The organism is Amycolatopsis aidingensis (assembly GCF_018885265.1).
GTDB lineage: Bacteria > Actinomycetota > Actinomycetes > Mycobacteriales > Pseudonocardiaceae > Amycolatopsis > Amycolatopsis aidingensis.
The window spans coordinates 2704664-2723255 of the sequence record NZ_CP076538.1 but is presented as its reverse complement, the minus strand read 5'-3'; the positions used below and the strand labels follow the sequence as shown (position 1 = coordinate 2723255).

Below are 18592 nucleotides of genomic sequence, written 5' to 3'. Positions count from 1 at the left end.
GGGCTTTCTGGTGTGCCGGGCTACCGCGTCTCCTTCGCGGCGGCCACCTCGAGCACGGCGCGTTCCACCGCGTAGTCCGGATCGGCGGCCGCGCCCTTCACCTCGGCGTTGAGCCGCGCCACGATGCGCATGGCGTCGGCCAGCCCGTCCGGGCCCCAGCCGCGCACCTGCCCCTGTGCCTTGCGGATCTTCCACGGCGGCATCCCGAGCTCTCCGGCAAGCTGGTTCGGGTTGCCCCTGCCTGCCGCGGCCACCCGCGCGATGGTCCGCACCGCGTCCGCCAGCGCGTCGGCGATCAGGACATGCGGCACCCCGATCTGCTGGGCCCAGCGCACCGTCTCCAGTGCCGCCGCGCGATCGCCTGCCACGGCACGCTCGGCCACCGCGAAACCGGTCACATCGGCACGACCCCGGTGGTAGCGGCGCACCGCCTCCTCGTCAACGGAGCCGCCGGAGTCCGCCACCAGCTGGGCCGCGGCCGAGGCGAGCTCCCGCAGGTCGGAGCCGACGGCATCGATCAGCGCGGTGACCCCGGCCGCGTCGATCCGCCCGCCTGCCGTGCGGACCTCGTTGCGCACGAAGGCCTCCCGGTCCGCGGGCCGGGTGATCTTGGCACATTCGGTGACCACCGCGCCCGCCTTGCGCAGCGCGGCGGGCAGGGCCTTCGCCGCCTTGCTCCGCCCGCCTCCGCTGTGCACCACGACGAGCACGACGCCGTCGACGGGCTGGGCGAGGTAGGACGTCAGGGCGTCGGCGACCTCCTGGGAGACGTCCTGCGCCGCGTCCACCACGATCACCTTGCCCTCGCTGAACAGCGAGGGGCTGACCAGCTCGGCGAGCACGGGGACTGTGAGTTCGGACACCCGGATCCTGGTCAGCTCGGCGGCGGGATCGGCACGCCGGGTGGCGTCCAGCGCGGCCCGGACGGCGCGCTCGACGAGCAGTTCTTCCTCACCGAGGACCAGGTGCAGCGGGGCTGGGGTGGTTGCCGGTGCGGTCACGGATCGATCCTGCCATGCGGCCGCCTCGGGCTCCGCTCCGGTGATGTGCGTCCTTGTCCGTAGCCGGGAGCGAGCGGAGTGTCGTACGGTGTAGCCACGGCCGAGCGGCCGACAACCGAATACAGCTCATCCAGAGGGGCAGAGGGAACGGCCCGCAGAAGCCCCGGCAACCGGCGTCAGCCTGTCATCTCGATTCCGCGAGGTAGCTGACGACAACGGTGCCAATTCCGACCCGCACGAGTGGGGCAGATGAGGAAAGGAACCTCGCGATGACGCCAGCCCTGACCACGACCACCCGCACCGCCACCAAGGGCGCGCTCGACCTCGGCCCGGCCGCGGAGCTGGTTTCCAAGGAGGAAGGGCACCGCCAGCCGCTGGCACCCGAGTTCGTCTCCGCGGAGGACTTCTCCCCGCTGGAGGTCGCCTACGACTTCGGCCGGGTGCGCCGCGAGGACATCGAGTCCGGACCGCGCAACATCTGGCGCTACAAGCGGCTCCTGCCGGTGCCCTCGAATGTGGAGCAGATCCCGAACACCGAGCCCGGCTGTACCCGGCTGGTGCGGGCCGACCGGCTGGCCGAGGCACTCGGGGTACGCAGGGTCTGGGTGAAAGACGACACCGGCAACCCCACGCACTCGTTCAAGGACAGGGTCGTGGCCGTGGCGCTGGCCGCCGCCCGCGAGTTCGGCTTCGAGGTACTCGCCTGTCCATCGACCGGCAACCTGGCCAACGCGGTCGCCGCCGCGGCCGCGCGTGCCGGCTGGCAGTCCGTGGTGCTCATCCCGTCCTCGCTGGAGCGGGCCAAGGTGCTCACCACGGCCGTGTACGACGGCGCGCTGATCGCCGTGGACGGCAACTACGACGATGTGAACCGGCTGGCGACCGAACTCGCCGGTGAGCACGAGAACTGGGCCTTCGTCAACGTCAACGTGCGCCCGTACTACTCCGAGGGCTCCAAGACGCTGGCCTTCGAGGTGGCCGAGCAGCTCGGCTGGCGGCTGCCGGAGCAGATCGTGGTGCCCATCGCATCCGGCTCCCAGCTGACCAAGGTGGACAAGGGTTTCCGCGAGTTCGGCGAGCTCGGCCTGGTGGAGCCCAGCCCGTACCGGATCTTCGGCGCGCAGGCCACCGGCTGCTCCCCGGTTTCCACCGCCTTCCGCAACGGGCACGACGTGGTGCAGCCGGTCAAGCCGGACACGATCGCGCGCTCGCTCGCGATCGGCAATCCCGCCGACGGGCCGTACGTGCTGGACACGGTGCACCGCACCGGCGGCGCGATCGAGGACGTCACCGATGACGAGGTGGTCGAGGGCATCCGGCTGCTGGCCCGCACCGAGGGCATCTTCACCGAGACCGCGGGCGGGGTGACCGTGGCGACGGCGAAGAAGCTGCTGGACGCCGGCAAACTGGATCCGGATGCCGAGACCGTACTGCTGATCACCGGCGACGGCCTGAAGACCCTGGACGCGATCGAGGACAAGGTGGGCCCGAAGGCCACCGTGCCGCCCTCCGCCGAGGCCGTCGGCAAGGTGCTCGGCCAGTAGACCCGGCCGGCACCTCGCCGACGACCGGCCGCAGCCTCCTCAGGCGGTCGCGACCTGGGCCAGCACCGCACCCCAGGTGTCCGCGGCCGCCTGCGGCAGCCCGGCGTCGGTGCGCAGGTGCTGGGTGAGCAGTGCCCGCGCCTCGACCAGCGGAGTGCCCTCGATCCGGATGCTCTCGATGATGTCGGCGAGCACGGCGCCGCCGACCCGCAAGCCGGTGGCGACGGACTTGAGCACCACATCGGTGATCGGCCCGCCGAGCCCGATCCCGGGAATCGAGGTGACCAGCTTGGCGATCGATTCCAGGATCCTGGCCGCCCCGTCCCCGCCGACGCGCAGGGCGGCGACGACAATCGGCTGGGCCAGTTTGGCGATCCGCTTCACGATCGCGATGATGTCGACATCCGACGCCGAACCGGACGCCAGCGCGGTTTGTTCGGATTGTACTTCCCCGAGGGCGGACCGGGCCTCGGTCAGCAGCCGGACGGATTCGGCGTCGCCGGCGTCGCGCGCCGATTCCAGCAGGGTCGTGATGTTCTCCTCGGTAACGACCTTGCTGAGCGCGAGGTCCACTTGGTACTCGGTGGTGTGCACTTCTCCTTGCCCGGCCGCGAGATCGGTGGACGTCGCGCTCGCGGCCTGCCCCGCGCCGAGCAGGAAAACGCTGGCCGTCACCACCACGGCCGCTGGCCGGTAGATACGGGCAGAGAACATAATTGTTGACCTTTCAGGTATTTGGCAGCACCACAAAAATCATGGAAGCCAACAAAACGGACAGAGATTTGAATTTCGCTGCAGCAGCCCGATAGTAACCGCGCACTTCGGCCCCGACACAATGATTCCCATCAGTATTCCACATCACACCCAAAGAAGGTGGATTTCCGGAAATGCGTGATTTCTGATCGTATCGGCGTGTCCGAACACGGCCTCGCCGGCGGGATCAGCGACGGATGACACCGAGATTGGTCGCGGCGGCGACGGCGGCGGTGCGGGAGTCGACGCCCAGTTTGGTGTAGATGCGGGCCAGGTGAGACTTGACGGTGCCCTCCGTGAGGTGCAGCCGGCCGGCAATGGCTCGGTTGGGCAAACCGTCGGCGACCAGCGTGAGGACTTCGATTTCCCGTCGGGTCAGGGCGGTGTCGGGGGTACGTAACCGGTTCATGATCCGGTCGGCGACGGTGCGGGACAGGGTGGTGCGTCCGGCGGCGGCGCTGCGCACGGCGGCAACCAGAGTTTCCGGAGGTGCATCCTTGAGGAGGTAACCGGTGGCCCCGGCCTCGATGGCGGGCAACGTATCCGCGTCGGTGTCGTACGTGGTGACGACCAGGATGCGGGGGGCACCCTGGCGTGCGGTGATCGCCGCGGTGGCCTGGGCGCCGGTCATGCCGGCGCCGAACTGCAGGTCCATGAGCACGACGTCGATGTCACCTTCGGCGGCACGGGTGACGGCGGCTTCGGCGGTGGCGGCTTCGGCGACCACGACGAGGTCGGTTTCGGTCTCGAGCACGGCACGGAGTCCAGCCCGCACCACCGGGTGGTCGTCGGCAAGGAGGAGGCGGATCGGGGTACGGGTCACGGGTGGGCCTCGGGCCTGGTCTGGACGGGTTGGTCAAGCGGCAGCCGGGCGGCTAGCGCTGTGCCCTTGCCGGGGGCGGACTCGACGGTGAGGGTGCCGCCGAGTGAGCATGCGCGGGCACGCATGGCAGCGAGTCCGAATCCGCCCCGCTCGGGGTCGGGGCCCGGCAGACGGTCGGGGTCGAAGCCGGTGCCGTCGTCGACAAGGCTGAGCGCGACATGGTCACCGAGGTAGCTGAGAGTGACCTCGACAGTGGTGGCTCCGGCGTGCCGGACGGTGTTCGCGAGAGCGGCTTGTGCCATGCGCAGCAGAACCACCTCGTGCGCGGTCGGCAGCGATACCGGGTCACCAGTGAGGTGGAAGCGTGCGGTGAGCCGATGTCGGACGCTGGTGGTGCCGCACAGGCGTTCCAGCGCCCCGGCCAGGGTGGTGCCATCCAAGGCAGGCGGGCTGAGTGCGGCGACGAAACGACGGGCCTCGGCCAGATTGTCCGCGGCGGCCTGGCGGGCTTGGTCCACATAGCTGGCGGCGAGATTCGTTGACGCGGGCGGCAGGGCTCGTTCGGCGGCGCGCAGCAACAGCTGGATGCTGGACAGGCCCTGTGCGAGGGTGTCGTGGATCTCGCGGGCCAGCCGCTCGCGTTCGCCCAGCACCCCGGCGGTGTGCTGGGCCTCGGCCAGGTCTGCGCGCGTGGCGGTGAGCTCGTCTATCAGGCGCCTGCGTTGTTCGCTCTCCCGGTACAGCACCTGGTACCCCCACACCACCGCGACCGCGACGGCGGCCCCGAGCGCTGGACCGATCGCGATGGCCAGGCTGAAGGAGCCCTGGTGCATGGCGAAGGCGGCGATCGCGGCGAGAGCGGTCGCGGCCACGGCGGCAAGTCCTGCGCGCCGCGGCAGCAGGTGGAGCTGGAGGAAGTACAGCGGGAAGGCGACCCAGACCCCGTCGGCGGTCATGGCCACCAACACCAGCCATACCGCGCTCACGGCGGTCAGCCAGCAGGCGGCGGCGCGCCGGGAGGTGCGGACGCGCGGCAGCAGCGGTCCGGCCGCATACACCAGTGCGCACGCCGCCGCCACGAAGACGACCATCCCGGCCTGCGGCCGGTTGTCGGCCAGGGCCCGGCCTCCTGCCAGGCCGAGCAGGCCGACGACCAGCAGGTGCAGGAACCACGCCAGCACCCGGTTGGTCGGTGTCAGTGCGGGAACGGCGGTGGTCACAGTGTGTCCAGGCTACGTCTCCAGGTCCCAGTGCGCCTTCCATCAAAAGATAGAACCGGCGTACCACCTTCCGGCTGGTGAAGTGCTGTCCATGGTCGGCTGCCTGCCCCAGTGCTGGGGGGCGATCGTGGAGTCATTCCGATTCCGTTCACCAGAAGGGGCAGGCCAGGTCGTGTTCGTCGCCTGGAGAGATCTGAAATTCGCCAAGGGGCGGTTTGCCCTGATGGGCGCGGTCGTAGTGCTGATCACCTTGCTGGTCGGCTTGCTCTCCGGGCTGACCGCCGGACTGGGGCAGCAGAACGTCTCCGCGATCACGGGCCTGGCCGCCGACGAAATCGTCTTCAACTCGCCCGGAGGGGAGGAGGACCTGTCCTACGCGAACTCCACCATCACCGAAAAGCAGTGGCGGCAGTGGGCAAGGACCCCCGGCATCACCGCGGCCGAGCCGCTGGGGATCAGCACTACCAAGGCCACGGTCGGCGACAGCAGCACCGCGGTCTCCGTCTTCGGCGTCCGGCCCGGATCCGGGCTCGCCCCGGCGGGCGACAATATCCATGATCATTCCGCGGTGGTGTCCACCACGGTTGCCGATGACCTCGACGTCAAACCCGGCGACACCGTCACCCTCGCCGGGCAGCAACTGACGGTGGCCGCGGTGCGCGGCGAGGCTTCCTTCAGCCACACCCCGGTTATCTGGACCAGCCTCGGGATGTGGCGGAGGACCGCGCCTCCCACCGGGGGCAGCGACGGCCCCATCGCGACCGTGATCGCCCTCAGCACCGACGACGCCAATCCGGCGGCCACCGACCTGGCAGCAGGCACCAGGACGGTGTCCAAGGAAGACTCGCTGTCCGCGATCGGGTCCTACACCTCGGAGAACGGCTCCCTGCAGCTGATGCGCGGCTTCCTGTTCGCCATCTCCGCCCTGGTCATCGGCGCGTTCTTCACCATCTGGACCATCCAGCGCAGCGGTGACATCGCCGTGCTCAAGGCCCTGGGTGCCACCACGACCGGCTTGCTGAAAGACGCCCTTGGCCAGGCCGTCGTTCTGCTCCTCGCCGGCACGGTCACGGGCACCGGGCTCGCGGTGGGGCTCGGCACCGTGATTTCCCGCTCTGCCGTGCCCTTCGTCCTGGACCCCGCCACCGTCCTCGCCCCGGCCGCCGTGCTGATCCTGCTCGGCGCGCTGGGAGCAGCGCTGTCCATCCGCCGCATCACCTCCGTCGACCCGCTGACCGCCCTGGGGAGCGCCCGATGAGCTTGAACCTGACCGACATCACCCTCACCTACCCCGACGGCGACTCCCGCCTGACCGCGCTCAACCACGTCACGCTGGACGTTCCCAGGGGCAGCCTGACCGCCGTGGCGGGCCCCTCCGGCTCCGGCAAGTCCAGTCTGCTGGCGGTCGCTGCCACCCTCATCACACCTGACGCCGGCACCGTGAGCATCAATGGCACCGGCACCGCGGGCATGACCCGCGGCGAACTCACCGACCTACGCCGCCGCAAGATCGGCATCGTCTTCCAGCAACCCAACCTGCTGCCATCGCTCACCGCCGCCGAACAACTACAGGTCATGGCCCAGCTCGATGGGCGTTCCCCGGCCAAGGCCCGTAGCCGGGCGATGGAACTGCTCGACGCCGTCGGCCTCGCAGCCCAGGCGAGACGGCGCCCGCACCAACTCTCCGGTGGCCAGCGTCAACGCGTCAACATCGCCCGCGCCCTGATGAACGATCCCACCGTCCTCCTGGTCGACGAACCCACCAGCGCACTCGATCACCAACGCGGGGCCGCGGTCATGGACCTCATTACCCGCCTCACCCACCAGCGGACCACCGCCACGGTCCTGGTCACGCACGACCGCACCCACCTGACCGCCGTCGACCAGATCGCCGAGGTCCACGACGGATGCCTCAGCATCCCCATCCGGAGGCGCGAAGACGAAAGGGCTCCGCGTTGAGGTCCCTTGTCTGTTACTCCACAGCGGATCGACCAGTTTCACCGAAGCGGCCGCGGCCGGCCGGGAACCGCCGCCGGGCTCCCCGGCGCACCAGCGCGGGACCGGTGGCGTCCGGCAGCACGGCGACATCCCCGTCGGTGTCGGTACGGGCCACCAGCGCACCGCCCGCGGCGAGGGTGCGCAGGGTGCGCCGGTTCGGATGCCCGTAGGAGTTGTCCGCTCCCACGCTCAGCACCGCCAGCCGGGCCCGCACCGCACCCAGGAACCGGGGCAGCGAGTACCGGCTGCCGTGATGCGGCACCTTCAGTATCTCGGCTTCCAGCTCCGTTCCCGCCGCCAGCAGGTCGGACTGCGCCGCCAGCTCGATGTCCCCGGTGAGCAGCACCCGCCCGGCAGCGGTGCTCGCCATGGCCACCACCGAGGCGTTGTTGATCGTGGTGCCGTCCTCGTCGGCCGCCGTCGCGCGCGGAACGTGGCGCGGTCCGAGCACGTCCAGCCGCAGCCCGGGCCAGGCCAGCCGATCGCCGGAACCGAGCTCGACCAGCGGCGTGCGATGTGCGGCCGCCTCGTCGACCACCTGGCGCCAGGCCCAGTCCGGATCCCGGCCCGGCCCCACCGCGACGCCGCCGACCACCCGGCCCTCGAACACCGAGGACAAGCCGCCGATGTGGTCCGCGTGCAGGTGGCTGAGCACCACCAGCGGCACCCGCTCGACATCGAGCCGATCCAGGCACCGGTCCACCGGGCCGGGCCGCGGCCCGGTGTCCACCACCACGGCGCGCCCCGGCTCACCGGTGGCCAGCACGAGCGCGTCCCCCTGGCCGACATCGCAGGCCACCGCCGCCCAGCCGGCGGGCGGCCACGGCGGGGCGATGGTGCGCAGCGGTACCAGGACCAGCAGGCCGAACACGAGGGTGAGCGCCAGTCCGGTGCGCGCGGGCCGGTACCGCACGGCCAGCACCAGCAGGGCGGCGACCCCGGCGGCCAGTAGACCGCCCCACCAGCCATCCGGCCACGGCAGCAACGCCCCGGGAACGGCGGATGCCTCGCGGGCCACCAGGATCAGCCAGTCCAGGCCGGGACCGGCCAGGTGCACGAGGGCCTCGGCTGCGCCGGGCCAGGCACCGGCCAGCACCGTGGCCGCCACGCCCAGGATCGTCACCGGCGCGACCACCGGTGCCGCCAGCACGTTGGCCAGTACCGAAACCAGGCTCAGCTCCCCGGCCATACCCGCGATGACCGGCGCGGTGACCAGGAAGGCCGCCAGCGGAACGGCGAGGGCCTCGGCGCACCCCGTCGGCACGCCCCTGGCGGTCATCATCCGCGCCCAGTGCGGCGCCAGCAGCACCAGACCCGCCGTGGCCACCACGGACAGCGTGAAGCCGAAGCTGACCGCCATGGCCGGGTCGTAGAGCACGAGCCCGCCCACCGCCACGGCCAGGGCGGGCAGCGCGGAGCCGTTGCGGCCGAGCGCCAGCGCCAGCAATGCCACCGCGCCCATCACCCCCGCGCGCAGCACGCTGGGCTCCGGCCCGGCCAGCAGCAGGAAGCCGGCCAGCGCGCCGCCCGCGGTGCAGGCACGCACCCGGGGACCGATCCGGAAGGCGCGAAGCAGCAGCAGGACCGCACCGCAGACGATCGCGAGGTTGCTGCCCGAGACGGCCACCAGGTGCGACATGCCCGCGTCCAGGAACTCACGCTCCACCCGCGGGGCAAGCGCGCTGGTGTCGCCGGTCACCAGGCCCGGCAGCAGGCCGGCGGGCTCGGTGGCCAGCACGCCAGCGGCCGCCCGCAACCCGGCCCGCATGGACTCCGCGGCGCCCTGCCACCACGGCGCCGTCCCGGCGGCCACCGGTGGACCGCGCACGTAGTACACGGCCACCGTGAGCTCCCCTGGCCGCGCCGGTGCCAGCTCACCCGGCCCGGCCGTCACCACCTGCCCCGGCAGTACCCGGGACCATTCGGCGGCGGGCGCGATGAGCAGCACCCGCCCGGAGGAGGCCACCGGCCGCTGTGCCGTGACAGCCTCCAGCACCACCGCCGCGACGAGCACCGAGCGCACACCACCCTGGCGGCCCGCGTAACCCGCGGACCGCAGCGGCCGCGGCCGCTGCGTCACCTCGACCCGCAAGGTTGCCCCGGCTCCGCGCGCGGCGGGGTCACGGAGTGGGTCACGTTCGGCCTGCCATAGACGCGGCCCCAGCAGTCCGCCGGAGAGCAGCCCGCAGACCAGCAGGGCGGCGGCGCCGGTACGCACCCGCGCCGGGAGCGTCCGGCCACGCCACAACGCGAGCACGGCGGCCAGCACCCCGAGCCCGGCGACCAGCAAGGCTACCCACCAGCCGCACAGCAGACCCAGCAGGGCGGCCAGCCAGACGGTCACCGCGGCGGGTACCAGCCGCAGGTCGTGCCGGACCGGCGTGCCGCGGCGGAGATCGGGCATCGTCATCGCACGGCCACCTCGGCACGCAGCCTGGCGAACCGTTTCTCCCCGATCCCCTCGATCTCACGCAGCTGCTCGACCGCGGTGAACGGGCCGTGCTGAGCCCGCCAGTCAATGATGCGCTGGGCGGTGACCTCGCCGACCCCTGGCAGTTCCTCGAGCTGCGCCGGGCTCGCCGTGTTGAGGTCCACCCGGCCCGGTGGCGCCCCGGCACCGGCGGCAGCGGCAGGCGCCATACCCGGCGGCGCGGGCACACCGACGTACAGCTGTTCGCCATCGGCCAGCTTGCGAGCCAGGTTGATGGTGCCGAGGTCGGCCCCGGGTACCGCGCCACCCGCGGCCTCGACCGCCTGCGCCGCGCGGGCGCCGGGCGGCACCGTGACCAGGCCGGGAGACCGCACCTTGCCGACGACGCTGACCACGAGCTCCGTGGGCGGCTCGGCGGTGCCGGACGGCGATGGCGCCTGCCCCACCGGGGAAGCGCGGGCGTTGTCCCGCGCGGCGGGCAACGGGGGCGCTACCTCGGCGCTGGGGCCGCGGCCGAAGGTGAGCACGGCGAGCACCACCACCCCCGCCACGCCGATCAGGGTGCCGACGATCGCCCATCGCCGGCCCCGTCCACCCGCTCCGGACAGCAGCGAACCCGGTACCCAACGCTCGACCAGCCTGCCGGTACGCGTGGCACGGGGGTCGCCGGCGGCCTCCTCCTTTCTCGCCGCCTCCTCGGCCAGTTCGCGGAGGCGCGTCTCCGAATCGACTATCCGGACATCGTGTGGGCCCGGCGTGGTGTCCGCGGGGCCGAGTGATTGATCGAACACATATTCGACGCTAAGGGTCGTGGGGCGGCGACCGGTAGTCGCGACCACGCCACCTGTGGACAACCCGGGTGATGGGGACAACCCGGCCGCACAGCGGCCTGGCCGAAGCCCGGAACGCGGCTCAGCGGTCCACCGGGCGTTGCACCACGACCCCGAGCACGCCGGGACCGGTGTGCGCGCCGATCACGGCGCCGATCTCGGAGACCACGCAGCCGGTGGAGGCGGGCAGCCGGTCCTCGAGCCGGTTGGCGAACTCGACGGCCCGCTCCGGCGCCGCCAGGTGATGCACCGCGAGCTCGACCGGCTCCGCACCGGCCGCCGAGACCGCGAGCTCCACCAGCCTGGACACGGCACGGTGCATGGTGCGCACCTTCTCCAGCGGGCGGATCTGCCCCTCGTCCATCCGCAGCACCGGCTTGACCGACAACGCGGTGCCCAGCAGCGCCGCCGCGGGCCCGATCCGGCCGCCCCGGCGCAGGTGCTCCAGGGTCTCCACCACGAACAGCGTCTCCGAGCGACGCGCTGCCCGTACGGCGGCGGCCTCCACCTCGGCTCCCCCGCAGCCGCGGGCGGCGGCGCCCGCGGCGTGCAGGGCCGCGAAGCCCAGCCCCATCGCGGTCGTCCTCGAGTCGACCACCCGCACCAGGTCCGGGCCGACCTCTTGCGCGGCCAGCACGGCCGACTCCCAGGTGCCGGACAGTTCGCTGGACAGGTGCACCGAGACCACCGAATCGGCGCCCTCGCGCAGCGCGGCCCGGAACGCGGTGGCGAACTCGGTGGGGGTCGGCCGGGAGGTGGTGACGATCCGGCGCTGCCCGAGCGCCTCGGCCAGTGCCGCGGGCCCCACGTCCACACCGTCGAACGCGGCCACGCCGTCGATCAGCACATGCAGCGGGACCACCCGGACCGCGTGCCGGTCGGCGAATCCCTCCGGCAGGTGGGCGGTGGAGTCGGTGACGACGGCTACCGGCACGGCCGCCAGCCTACTTGCCGGTCGGGCTCAGCAAGGGGGCGATCAGCGCGGCCGTGGCCGCGCCGACGGTGGCATGCCCGGCCCAGCCCCAGTGCATACCGTCCGGATTGCCGTGGCCGCCCCGGACATGCGGGCCGATCAGCTCGGGCAGGTCGAGCACCGGCACCCCGGCCAGCCGGGCCCAGCGAGCCACCGCTGCCAGGGTGTGCCGGTGCATGGTGTGCACGTAGCCGTAGGACTCGGCGCGGTGCACGGCGGGCAGCCAGCCGATGATCGGCAGCTCCGGGCGCAGCACGCGCAGTGCCGTGACGGCGGTGTCGAGGTAGTGCACGGTCAGCCGGGCCGGCAGCACCGCGGGCCTGCCCCGCAGCGCCACCGCGAGCCGGGGCTGCGCCGCAAGGTACGCCCGTCGCACCACCCGGCGCAGGCCCGGCGGCCGCAGGTACCGCAGCCCGGTACGCAGGTAGGTCGGCAACGGGGAGGGCAGCGCGTCCATGCTGCCGACGGCGAGCACGAGCACGTCCACCCGGTGCAGCTCGGCCCACACTCGTGGATCGTCGGTCAGCGACCACCAGGCGTCCCGCGCGGTCCACCCGATCCGGGCCACGATGTCGGCCTGCCCGCCCAGCGCCGTGGCCGCCACGTTCGGCCAGAGCCGGGGTTCGTCCGCAGGGCAGGGACCGTCGGGGCCGTGGAAGCTCAGCGAGTCGCCGAGCACCATCATCCGGACCGGGCGCTCGCTCAACGGTGGCCGGAACCCGTGATGCCGGCGTTATAGGCGTGCAGCCGCCACCGGCCGTCCCGGCGGCCGAGCTCCACCCAGTGGCAGTTGTCGATGCCGCCGAGCGAGGGCCAGACCTGCACCGGCAGTTCCAGCAGGCGCGCGGTGAGCGCGGTGATCAGGCCACCGTGCGCGGCCAGCAGCACGGTCTCCCCGCCGTCCGATCCGGGACCGCGCAGATCGGCGACCACGTCGAAGGCCCGGTCGGCCACCTCGACCCTGGACTCCCCGCCCGGCGGCGCCCAGGTGGGATCGGACCGCCAGCGCTCCCGCTCCCCCGGCGCGCGTTCGTCCACCTGCGCGCCGGTGAGCCCCTGCCACTCCCCGAGATGGGTCTCCCGCAGCCGCTTGTCGATGCGCAGCGGCACCCCGATCGCCTCGGTGAGCACGGTGGCGGTGTCGGTCGCCCGGTGCAGGTCGGAGGCGATGACCAGCTCCGGCTCGAACCGGGCCAGCGCGGGCGCGGCGAACCGGGCCTGGTTCCAGCCGACCTGCGTCAGCGCCGAATCCAGGTGTCCCTGCATCCGCCCACTGGCGTTGTAGTCGGTCTCACCGTGCCGCCACAGTACGAGCCGCCGCAGGCTCACGAGCTGCCGTCCTCCTGATCCGGCGCGTCCGCCGCGGCCGCGCGCGCCTCCAGGCCCTCGACCTCGATCCGGGGGCAGTCCTTCCAGAGTCGCTCCAGCCCGTAGAACGACCGCTCCTCGTCGTGTTGGACATGCACGACGACGTCCACGTAGTCCAGCAGCACCCAGCGCCCTTCCCTGGCGCCCTCCCTGCGCGTCGGCTTGTGGCCCGCGATCCGCAGCTTCTCCTCGACGTTGTCCACGATCGCACCGACCTGCCGCTCATTGGGCGCGGACGCGATGACGAACGCGTCGGTGATCACCAGCTGATCGGAGACATCGAGCACGACCACGTCGATAGCCTTCTTGTCCGCCGCCGCGTGGGCGGCCACCACCGCCAGTTCTCGTGCCTCGGCCGTCGCTGCCACAGTGCTCCTTCGGGTATGGGTACGCCCGCAGAAGGGTACTTCACCCGGCTGTCGGAAACGCGGCCCTTCACCGGGCCTCAGCCCGCTGGCCTGCCGCGGTACAGCTTGCGCTTGTCGATGTACCGGACCACCCCGTCGGGCACCAGGTACCAGACCGGTTCGCCGCGTCCCACCCGCTCCCTGCAGCCGGTGGAGGAGATCGCCATCGCGGTCACCTCGACCAGGCTGACCTTGCCGCTGGGCAGGTGGTGGTCGTTGAGGTGGTAACCGGGCCTTGTCACCCCGATGAAATGCGCGAGGGTGAAAAGCTCCTCGGCGTTTCGCCAGGTCAGGATCTGTTCCAGGGCGTCGGCGCCGGTGATGAAGTACAGCTCGTCCTCCGGGTACTCGGCGCGCAGGTCCCGCAGGGTGTCCACGGTGTAGGTCTGCCCACCGCGGTCGATGTCCACCCTGCTCACCGAGAACACCGGGTTGGAGGCCGTGGCGATGACCGTCATCAGGTAGCGGTCCTCGGCCTTGGTGACGGTACGGCCGGACTTCTGCCATGGCTGGCCGGTAGGCACGAAAACGACCTCGTCGAGGCTGAACCGGGCCTGCACCTCGCTGGCGGCGACCAGGTGACCGTGGTGCACAGGGTCGAAGGTGCCCCCCATTACCCCGATACGACGTGGCGACATGGCAACCAACCCTATACACCGAGATCACGCGCGGTGCGTGGGTCGGCGTTCCGCTCCCCGGCCCTGTCTGACCCACGCACCGCGCTTTGTCCGGCGGTCCAAGGGGGCAACCGCCGCATGCCAGCCACTCCCCCCGAGTGCTGACATGCCCTGGAGAGTCCCTGGTCGGCGGTCCATGACGCGATTGTGGCCTGTGGCGTGAATCACCCGTTCGCTGCGATAAACGGCACGAACGGTCCACTCACTCCCGGACGGTCAAGTCCGCCGCGCGCGGCGTCGGTCCGATGCGGTAGACCTGGCGCCGTGGACACCGAGAACCTCCGCGAACAAGCCGCCGACCTGCTCCGCGCACTGGCCGGAGCGGACGCCGTGCTGCGCGCGGACCAGTGGGCGGCCATCGAGGCGCTGGTCGCGCACCGGCGGCGGGCCCTGGTCGTGCAGCGCACCGGCTGGGGCAAGTCGGCCGTGTACTTCCTCGCCACCGCGCTGCTGCGCCGCCAGGCCAGCGGTCCGACCGTGATCATCTCGCCGTTACTGGCCCTGATGCGCAACCAGATCGCGGCGGCCGGCCGCGCCGGCATCCACGCCGCCACGATGAACTCGGCCAACCCGCAGGAATGGGACGAGGTGCAGGCCAGGATCGCGGCCGGCGAGGTGGACGTGCTGCTGGTCAGCCCGGAACGGCTGAACAACCCCGACTTCCGGGACGCCGTGCTGCCCAAGCTCACCGCCTCCGCCGGGCTGCTGGTCGTGGACGAGGCGCACTGCATCTCCGACTGGGGGCACGACTTCCGGCCCGACTACCGGCGGCTGCGCACCCTGCTGGCCGACCTCCCGGACGGGGTGCCCGTGCTGGCCACCACCGCCACCGCCAACGACCGGGTGGTGACCGATGTGGCCGACCAGCTCGGCGTCGGCCACGAGGGTGATGCCCTGGTGCTGCGCGGGCCACTGGACCGGGAAAGCCTGCACCTGGCCGTGGTCACCCCACCGACGGCCGAGGCCAGGCTCGGCTGGCTCGCCGAGCACCTGGCCGAGCTGCCGGGCTCCGGCATCGTCTACACGCTCACCGTCGCCGCCGCGCACGATGTCGCGGGCCTGCTGGCCGAGCACGGGTACCAGGTGGCCGCCTACACCGGGCGGACCGACCCGGCCGAGCGGCACGCGGCCGAGGACGACCTGCTCGCCAACCGGGTCAAGGCACTGGTGGCGACCTCGGCGCTGGGTATGGGATTCGACAAGCCGGACCTGGGTTTCGTGGTGCATCTCGGCGCCCCCTCCTCGCCGATCGCCTACTACCAGCAGGTCGGCAGGGCCGGGCGCGGGGTCGAGCGTGCCGAGGTGGTCCTGCTGCCAGGAGCCGAGGACGCCGAGATCTGGCGGTACTTCGGCTCGCTGGCCTTTCCGGACGAGCAGCGGGTCACCCAGGTGCTGCACGCGCTGGCGCACGCGGATCGCCCGCTGTCCACCGCGGCGCTGGAACCGGTGGTGGAACTGTCCCGCTCCCGGTTGGAGATGGTGCTCAAGGTGCTGGACGTGGACGGCGCGGTACGCAGGGTCCGCGGCGGCTGGGAGAGCACCGGGCAGGAGTGGCGCTACGACGCCGAACGGTACCGGCGGGTGAGCCAGGCCAGGGCGGACGAGCAGCAGGCCATGCTCGGGTACCTGGACACCACGGGCTGCCGGATGGAGTACCTGCTGCGCCAGCTCGACGATCCGCACGCGGCGCCCTGCGGTCGCTGCGACAACTGCACCGGCAGGCGCTGGCCGGTGGAGGTCTCCGCTGGCACGACCGCCAGCACCCAGGAACGCCTGCGGCGGCCGGGCCTCGAACTGCCGCCGCGCAAACAGTGGCCGACCGGGATGGGCGCCCTGGACGTGCCGCTGTCCGGCAAGATCAGCGCGGCGCAGCAGGCCGACCCCGGCCGGGCACTTGGCAGGCTCACCGACATCGGCTGGGGGAACCGGCTGCGCGAACTGGTCGGCACTCGGGCGACCGACCAGGCCGTGCCCGAGCAGGTGTTCCAGGCCTGCCTCGCCGTGCTCGCCGCATGGGACTGGCCGGCCCGCCCCGTGGCCGTGGCCGGGATCTCCGCCCGGACCAGGCCGAACCTGGTGCGGAGCCTGGTGAGCAAGCTGTCCGAGGTGGGCAGGCTGCCCCTGCTCGGCATGGTCGAGCCTGCGGGGCCGCCGCCGCGCAGGGCCAACAGCGCGCAGCGGCTCGCCGATCTCTGGAACCGGCTCACCCTGCCCGAGGACCTGCGGTCCGCGCTGGCCGGAGTGGCAGGGCCGGTGCTGCTGGTGGACGACCTCATCGACACCGGCTGGACCATGACCCTGGCCGCGCGGCTGCTGCGCGAGGCCGGCGCACCCGCGGTGCTGCCGTTCGTGCTCGCGTCCACATCCTGAGCCGCCGGGGTCAGGACCTTACGAATCCGGGGCGCACTGTGGCAAAGTTCCCACATTGGCCAGGAGGACGCCGGAACGCACTGGGGAGGCGGCGTGGTCGAGGCTCAGGTACGGCCTGCCGCCAGACATCGGCTGCCGGTACGGAAGCTGGTGGCCGCCAGCATCGGCAACGCGCTGGAATGGTTCGACTGGACGATCTACGCGACGTTCAGCATCTACTTCGCGAGCGCCTTCTTCCCTGGCGAGCTCGCCGAGATCAACACCTTCGCCACCTACGCACTGGCCTTCTTCTTCCGCCCGCTCGGCGGGATGCTACTCGGCCGGTTCGCGGACCTGCGCGGCCGCAAACCGGCGATGATCCTCACGATCATGCTGATGGCGGGCGGCTCGGTGCTGATCGGCGTGCTGCCCACCTTCGAGCAGGTCGGCTGGCTCGCCCCGGTCATGTTGCTGCTGGCCAGGGTGGCGCAGGGGCTCTCACTGGGTGGCGAGGTCTCCAACGCCTCGGCCTATCTCGGGGAGATCGCCCCGGCGAACCGGCGGGGCCGCTATTCCTCGTTCTTCTACATCTCCACCGGCAGCGCGGTGCTGATCGCATCCATCCTCGGGTTCGTGCTGGCGCGCACGCTGGAGCAGGCGCAGATGGAGTCCTTCGGCTGGCGCATCCCGTTCCTGGTGGGCGGGGCACTCGGGGTGATCGGGCTCTGGCTGCGCCGCAACCTCGCGGAAACCGAGCAGTACCAGCAGAACAAGCAGGCGGCCCGCCGGGTGCCGCATCCACTCGCGACCACGTTGCGGCAGCATCCCAAGGCCGTCGGGCAGCTGGTCGGTTTCACGATGCTGTCCACCCTCTGCTACTACACCTTCTTCAGCGCGCTCACCCCCTTCGCGGTGAACAACCGGGGCGTGGACGAGGTGGAGGTGTTCCTTGCCCTGTCCATCGCCACCGCGCTGTTCGTGGCCCTGCAGTACCCGATGGGCGCGTTGTCCGACCGGTTCGGCCGCAAACCGCAGCTACTGGCCTGGTCCGCGGCCACCGCGGTGCTCATCGTGCCACTGTCCACTTTGGTGCGACCAGGGATCTGGAACCTGCTTGCCGTCTTCTGCGTGGGCCTGGCCTGCTACACCGCGATGACCTCGATCGCCCCGGCCGTCATGAGCGAACTGTTCCCCACCCGCCTGCGCGCGCTCGGGATCGGTGCCTGGTACAACCTGACGGTCGCCTGCTTCGGCGGCACCGCCCCGCTGATCATCAGTGCCCTGGCGAAGGCGGGCGCATCCTCGGTCTTCTTCTGGTACGTCACCGCCGGGGCGGTGGTCGGGTTCCTGGTGATCCTCAGCCTGCCGGAGACCAGGAACACCGAGCTCCGATAGCGCTCACCAGCTGAACGTCACGAACGCGTGTGGCCCAGGATCCGGTCGCGAAGAAAGGCCGGTTCCACCAGGCCCAGGCCGTGGGAGGTGTGCACGATCTCGACCTCGACGTCCGGCACCAGCCGGGCGAGCCGCAGCAACCCCAGTACGAGGTAGCCCCGCACCTTGCGCCAGGACCGGAAGAAACCGGCGGGATCGAAGACGGTCACCCGGGAAACCCGCTCCGGCGCGTGGATCGCCTGGTTGAGCGCGAGCCAGCCGCCGCGCGAAAGGCCAACCAGGTGGACCTTGTCGTGCCCCAGACCGTCCAGTACCTCGGCCAGCCAGTCCGCGTTGGACCGTGCGTCGAGCATCGGAGCCGTCTGCACGGTGCGGCCCGGCTTTCCCATCGAGTCCACCGCGTACAGCGCGTGGTCCGGCCCCAGCCCGGCCACGTACGGTTGCCACATCAGGGAAGTGTCCGACATGCCGTGCAGCAGGACGAGCGGTTCGCCGTCACCGCCACTGCGCCGCACGTAGGTCGGCCCGAAGGACGTCTCGACCGTCAGGTCCTCGTAGGGCAACGGCCAGTCCAGGATCGCGTCGTACACCTCCGCATAACGTTTCCTCGCCTCGTCACTGGGGATCCCGCGGGACCTCGCGTCCCAGCTCGTGCCGCTGGTGGAGCAGGCGCAGCCGGCGGGCACCGACGCACTCATCGAGGTGGAGAGCCTGATCGCACTGACCGCAGGGCTGGCCGTGAGCGTCCTCATCGGCTCGTACACCGCGAAAGAAGCGGTGGCGTTCGTCGACTACCGCCTGGACCGCCTGTTCACCGGGTAGC

At 71.6% G+C, this 18592-nt stretch carries 18 protein-coding genes and 1 riboswitch; of the genes, 6 read left to right on the top strand and 12 right to left on the bottom strand.

Annotated features, from left to right (window positions below; all coding sequences use genetic code 11):
* Positions 1 to 20: 20 nt before the first annotated feature.
* Positions 21 to 1001, bottom strand: coding sequence for a DNA polymerase III subunit delta (gene holA / locus KOI47_RS12765; protein ID WP_216216181.1), 981 nt, complete (start codon positions 999 to 1001; stop codon positions 21 to 23).
* Between the two features lie 123 nt (positions 1002 to 1124).
* A riboswitch (SAM riboswitch) is annotated at positions 1125 to 1257 on the top strand.
* 13 nt (positions 1258 to 1270) lie between these two features.
* On the opposite strand from holA, the gene thrC reads away from it, so the two are divergent.
* Positions 1271 to 2545 (top strand): threonine synthase, encoded by a 1275-nt coding sequence (gene thrC / locus KOI47_RS12760; RefSeq protein ID WP_216216180.1) that lies wholly within the window; start codon positions 1271 to 1273, stop codon positions 2543 to 2545.
* Between the two features lie 39 nt (positions 2546 to 2584).
* Here the strand turns inward: thrC and KOI47_RS12755 are convergent, their stop codons facing one another.
* The 3 genes from KOI47_RS12755 to KOI47_RS12745 all read right to left on the bottom strand — a co-directional run bounded on the left by KOI47_RS12755 (position 2585) and on the right by KOI47_RS12745 (position 5341).
* Positions 2585 to 3259: a hypothetical protein gene (locus tag KOI47_RS12755; protein ID WP_216216179.1), complete on the bottom strand. Its 675-nt coding sequence runs from the start codon at positions 3257 to 3259 to the stop codon at positions 2585 to 2587.
* 226 nt (positions 3260 to 3485) lie between these two features.
* Positions 3486 to 4121, bottom strand: a complete 636-nt coding sequence (locus KOI47_RS12750; protein WP_216216178.1) for a response regulator — start codon at positions 4119 to 4121, stop codon at positions 3486 to 3488.
* Complete coding sequence (locus KOI47_RS12745) at positions 4118 to 5341, bottom strand: sensor histidine kinase (protein WP_216216177.1); 1224 nt, start codon at positions 5339 to 5341, stop codon at positions 4118 to 4120. Before KOI47_RS12745 ends, KOI47_RS12750 begins: the two co-directional genes overlap by 4 nt.
* Positions 5342 to 5513: 172 nt before the next feature.
* Here KOI47_RS12745 and KOI47_RS12740 point away from each other — a divergent pair, with 172 nt between their 5' ends.
* Together KOI47_RS12740 and KOI47_RS12735 are read left to right on the top strand one after the other, a co-directional pair.
* Positions 5514 to 6599, top strand: coding sequence for an ABC transporter permease (locus KOI47_RS12740; protein ID WP_216217274.1), 1086 nt, complete (start codon positions 5514 to 5516; stop codon positions 6597 to 6599).
* Positions 6596 to 7300, top strand: coding sequence for an ABC transporter ATP-binding protein (locus KOI47_RS12735; protein ID WP_216216176.1), 705 nt, complete (start codon positions 6596 to 6598; stop codon positions 7298 to 7300). The genes KOI47_RS12740 and KOI47_RS12735 overlap by 4 nt, the downstream gene beginning before the upstream one ends.
* Positions 7301 to 7313: 13 nt before the next feature.
* Here the strand turns inward: KOI47_RS12735 and KOI47_RS12730 are convergent, their stop codons facing one another.
* The 7 genes from KOI47_RS12730 to nadD all read right to left on the bottom strand — a co-directional run bounded on the left by KOI47_RS12730 (position 7314) and on the right by nadD (position 13986).
* Positions 7314 to 9749 (bottom strand): ComEC/Rec2 family competence protein, encoded by a 2436-nt coding sequence (locus tag KOI47_RS12730; protein ID WP_216216175.1) that lies wholly within the window; start codon positions 9747 to 9749, stop codon positions 7314 to 7316.
* On the bottom strand, positions 9746 to 10561 hold the full coding sequence (locus KOI47_RS12725) for a ComEA family DNA-binding protein (RefSeq protein ID WP_232376709.1): 816 nt from the start codon (positions 10559 to 10561) through the stop codon (positions 9746 to 9748). The genes KOI47_RS12730 and KOI47_RS12725 overlap by 4 nt, the downstream gene beginning before the upstream one ends.
* A gap of 121 nt (positions 10562 to 10682) precedes the next feature.
* Positions 10683 to 11534, bottom strand: a complete 852-nt coding sequence (locus tag KOI47_RS12720) for a DegV family protein (protein WP_216216174.1) — start codon at positions 11532 to 11534, stop codon at positions 10683 to 10685.
* A gap of 10 nt (positions 11535 to 11544) precedes the next feature.
* Entirely contained in the window at positions 11545 to 12258 is a 714-nt protein-coding gene (gene octT / locus KOI47_RS12715) for a diglucosylglycerate octanoyltransferase (RefSeq protein WP_216217272.1), read from the bottom strand.
* Between the two features lie 17 nt (positions 12259 to 12275).
* A complete protein-coding gene (locus KOI47_RS12710; protein WP_216216173.1) occupies positions 12276 to 12902 on the bottom strand; it encodes a histidine phosphatase family protein in 627 nt (208 codons plus the stop codon).
* Complete coding sequence (gene rsfS / locus KOI47_RS12705; protein WP_216216172.1) at positions 12899 to 13309, bottom strand: ribosome silencing factor; 411 nt, start codon at positions 13307 to 13309, stop codon at positions 12899 to 12901. Before rsfS ends, KOI47_RS12710 begins: the two co-directional genes overlap by 4 nt.
* A 77-nt stretch (positions 13310 to 13386) precedes the next feature.
* A complete protein-coding gene (gene nadD / locus KOI47_RS12700) occupies positions 13387 to 13986 on the bottom strand; it encodes a nicotinate-nucleotide adenylyltransferase (RefSeq protein WP_216216171.1) in 600 nt (199 codons plus the stop codon).
* A gap of 303 nt (positions 13987 to 14289) precedes the next feature.
* Here nadD and KOI47_RS12695 point away from each other — a divergent pair, with 303 nt between their 5' ends.
* Both KOI47_RS12695 and KOI47_RS12690 read left to right on the top strand, forming a co-directional pair.
* A complete protein-coding gene (locus tag KOI47_RS12695; protein WP_216216170.1) occupies positions 14290 to 16395 on the top strand; it encodes a RecQ family ATP-dependent DNA helicase in 2106 nt (701 codons plus the stop codon).
* A 93-nt stretch (positions 16396 to 16488) separates the two neighbouring features.
* Positions 16489 to 17769, top strand: a complete 1281-nt coding sequence (locus KOI47_RS12690; protein WP_216216169.1) for an MFS transporter — start codon at positions 16489 to 16491, stop codon at positions 17767 to 17769.
* Between the two features lie 17 nt (positions 17770 to 17786).
* On the opposite strand, the gene KOI47_RS12685 is transcribed toward KOI47_RS12690, so the two are convergent.
* Positions 17787 to 18359 (bottom strand): alpha/beta fold hydrolase, encoded by a 573-nt coding sequence (locus KOI47_RS12685; protein WP_216216168.1) that lies wholly within the window; start codon positions 18357 to 18359, stop codon positions 17787 to 17789.
* Positions 18360 to 18387: 28 nt separating this feature from the next.
* Here KOI47_RS12685 and KOI47_RS12680 point away from each other — a divergent pair, with 28 nt between their 5' ends.
* Positions 18388 to 18591, top strand: coding sequence for a TetR family transcriptional regulator C-terminal domain-containing protein (locus KOI47_RS12680; RefSeq protein ID WP_332461471.1), 204 nt, complete (start codon positions 18388 to 18390; stop codon positions 18589 to 18591).
* Position 18592 lies beyond the last annotated feature (1 nt).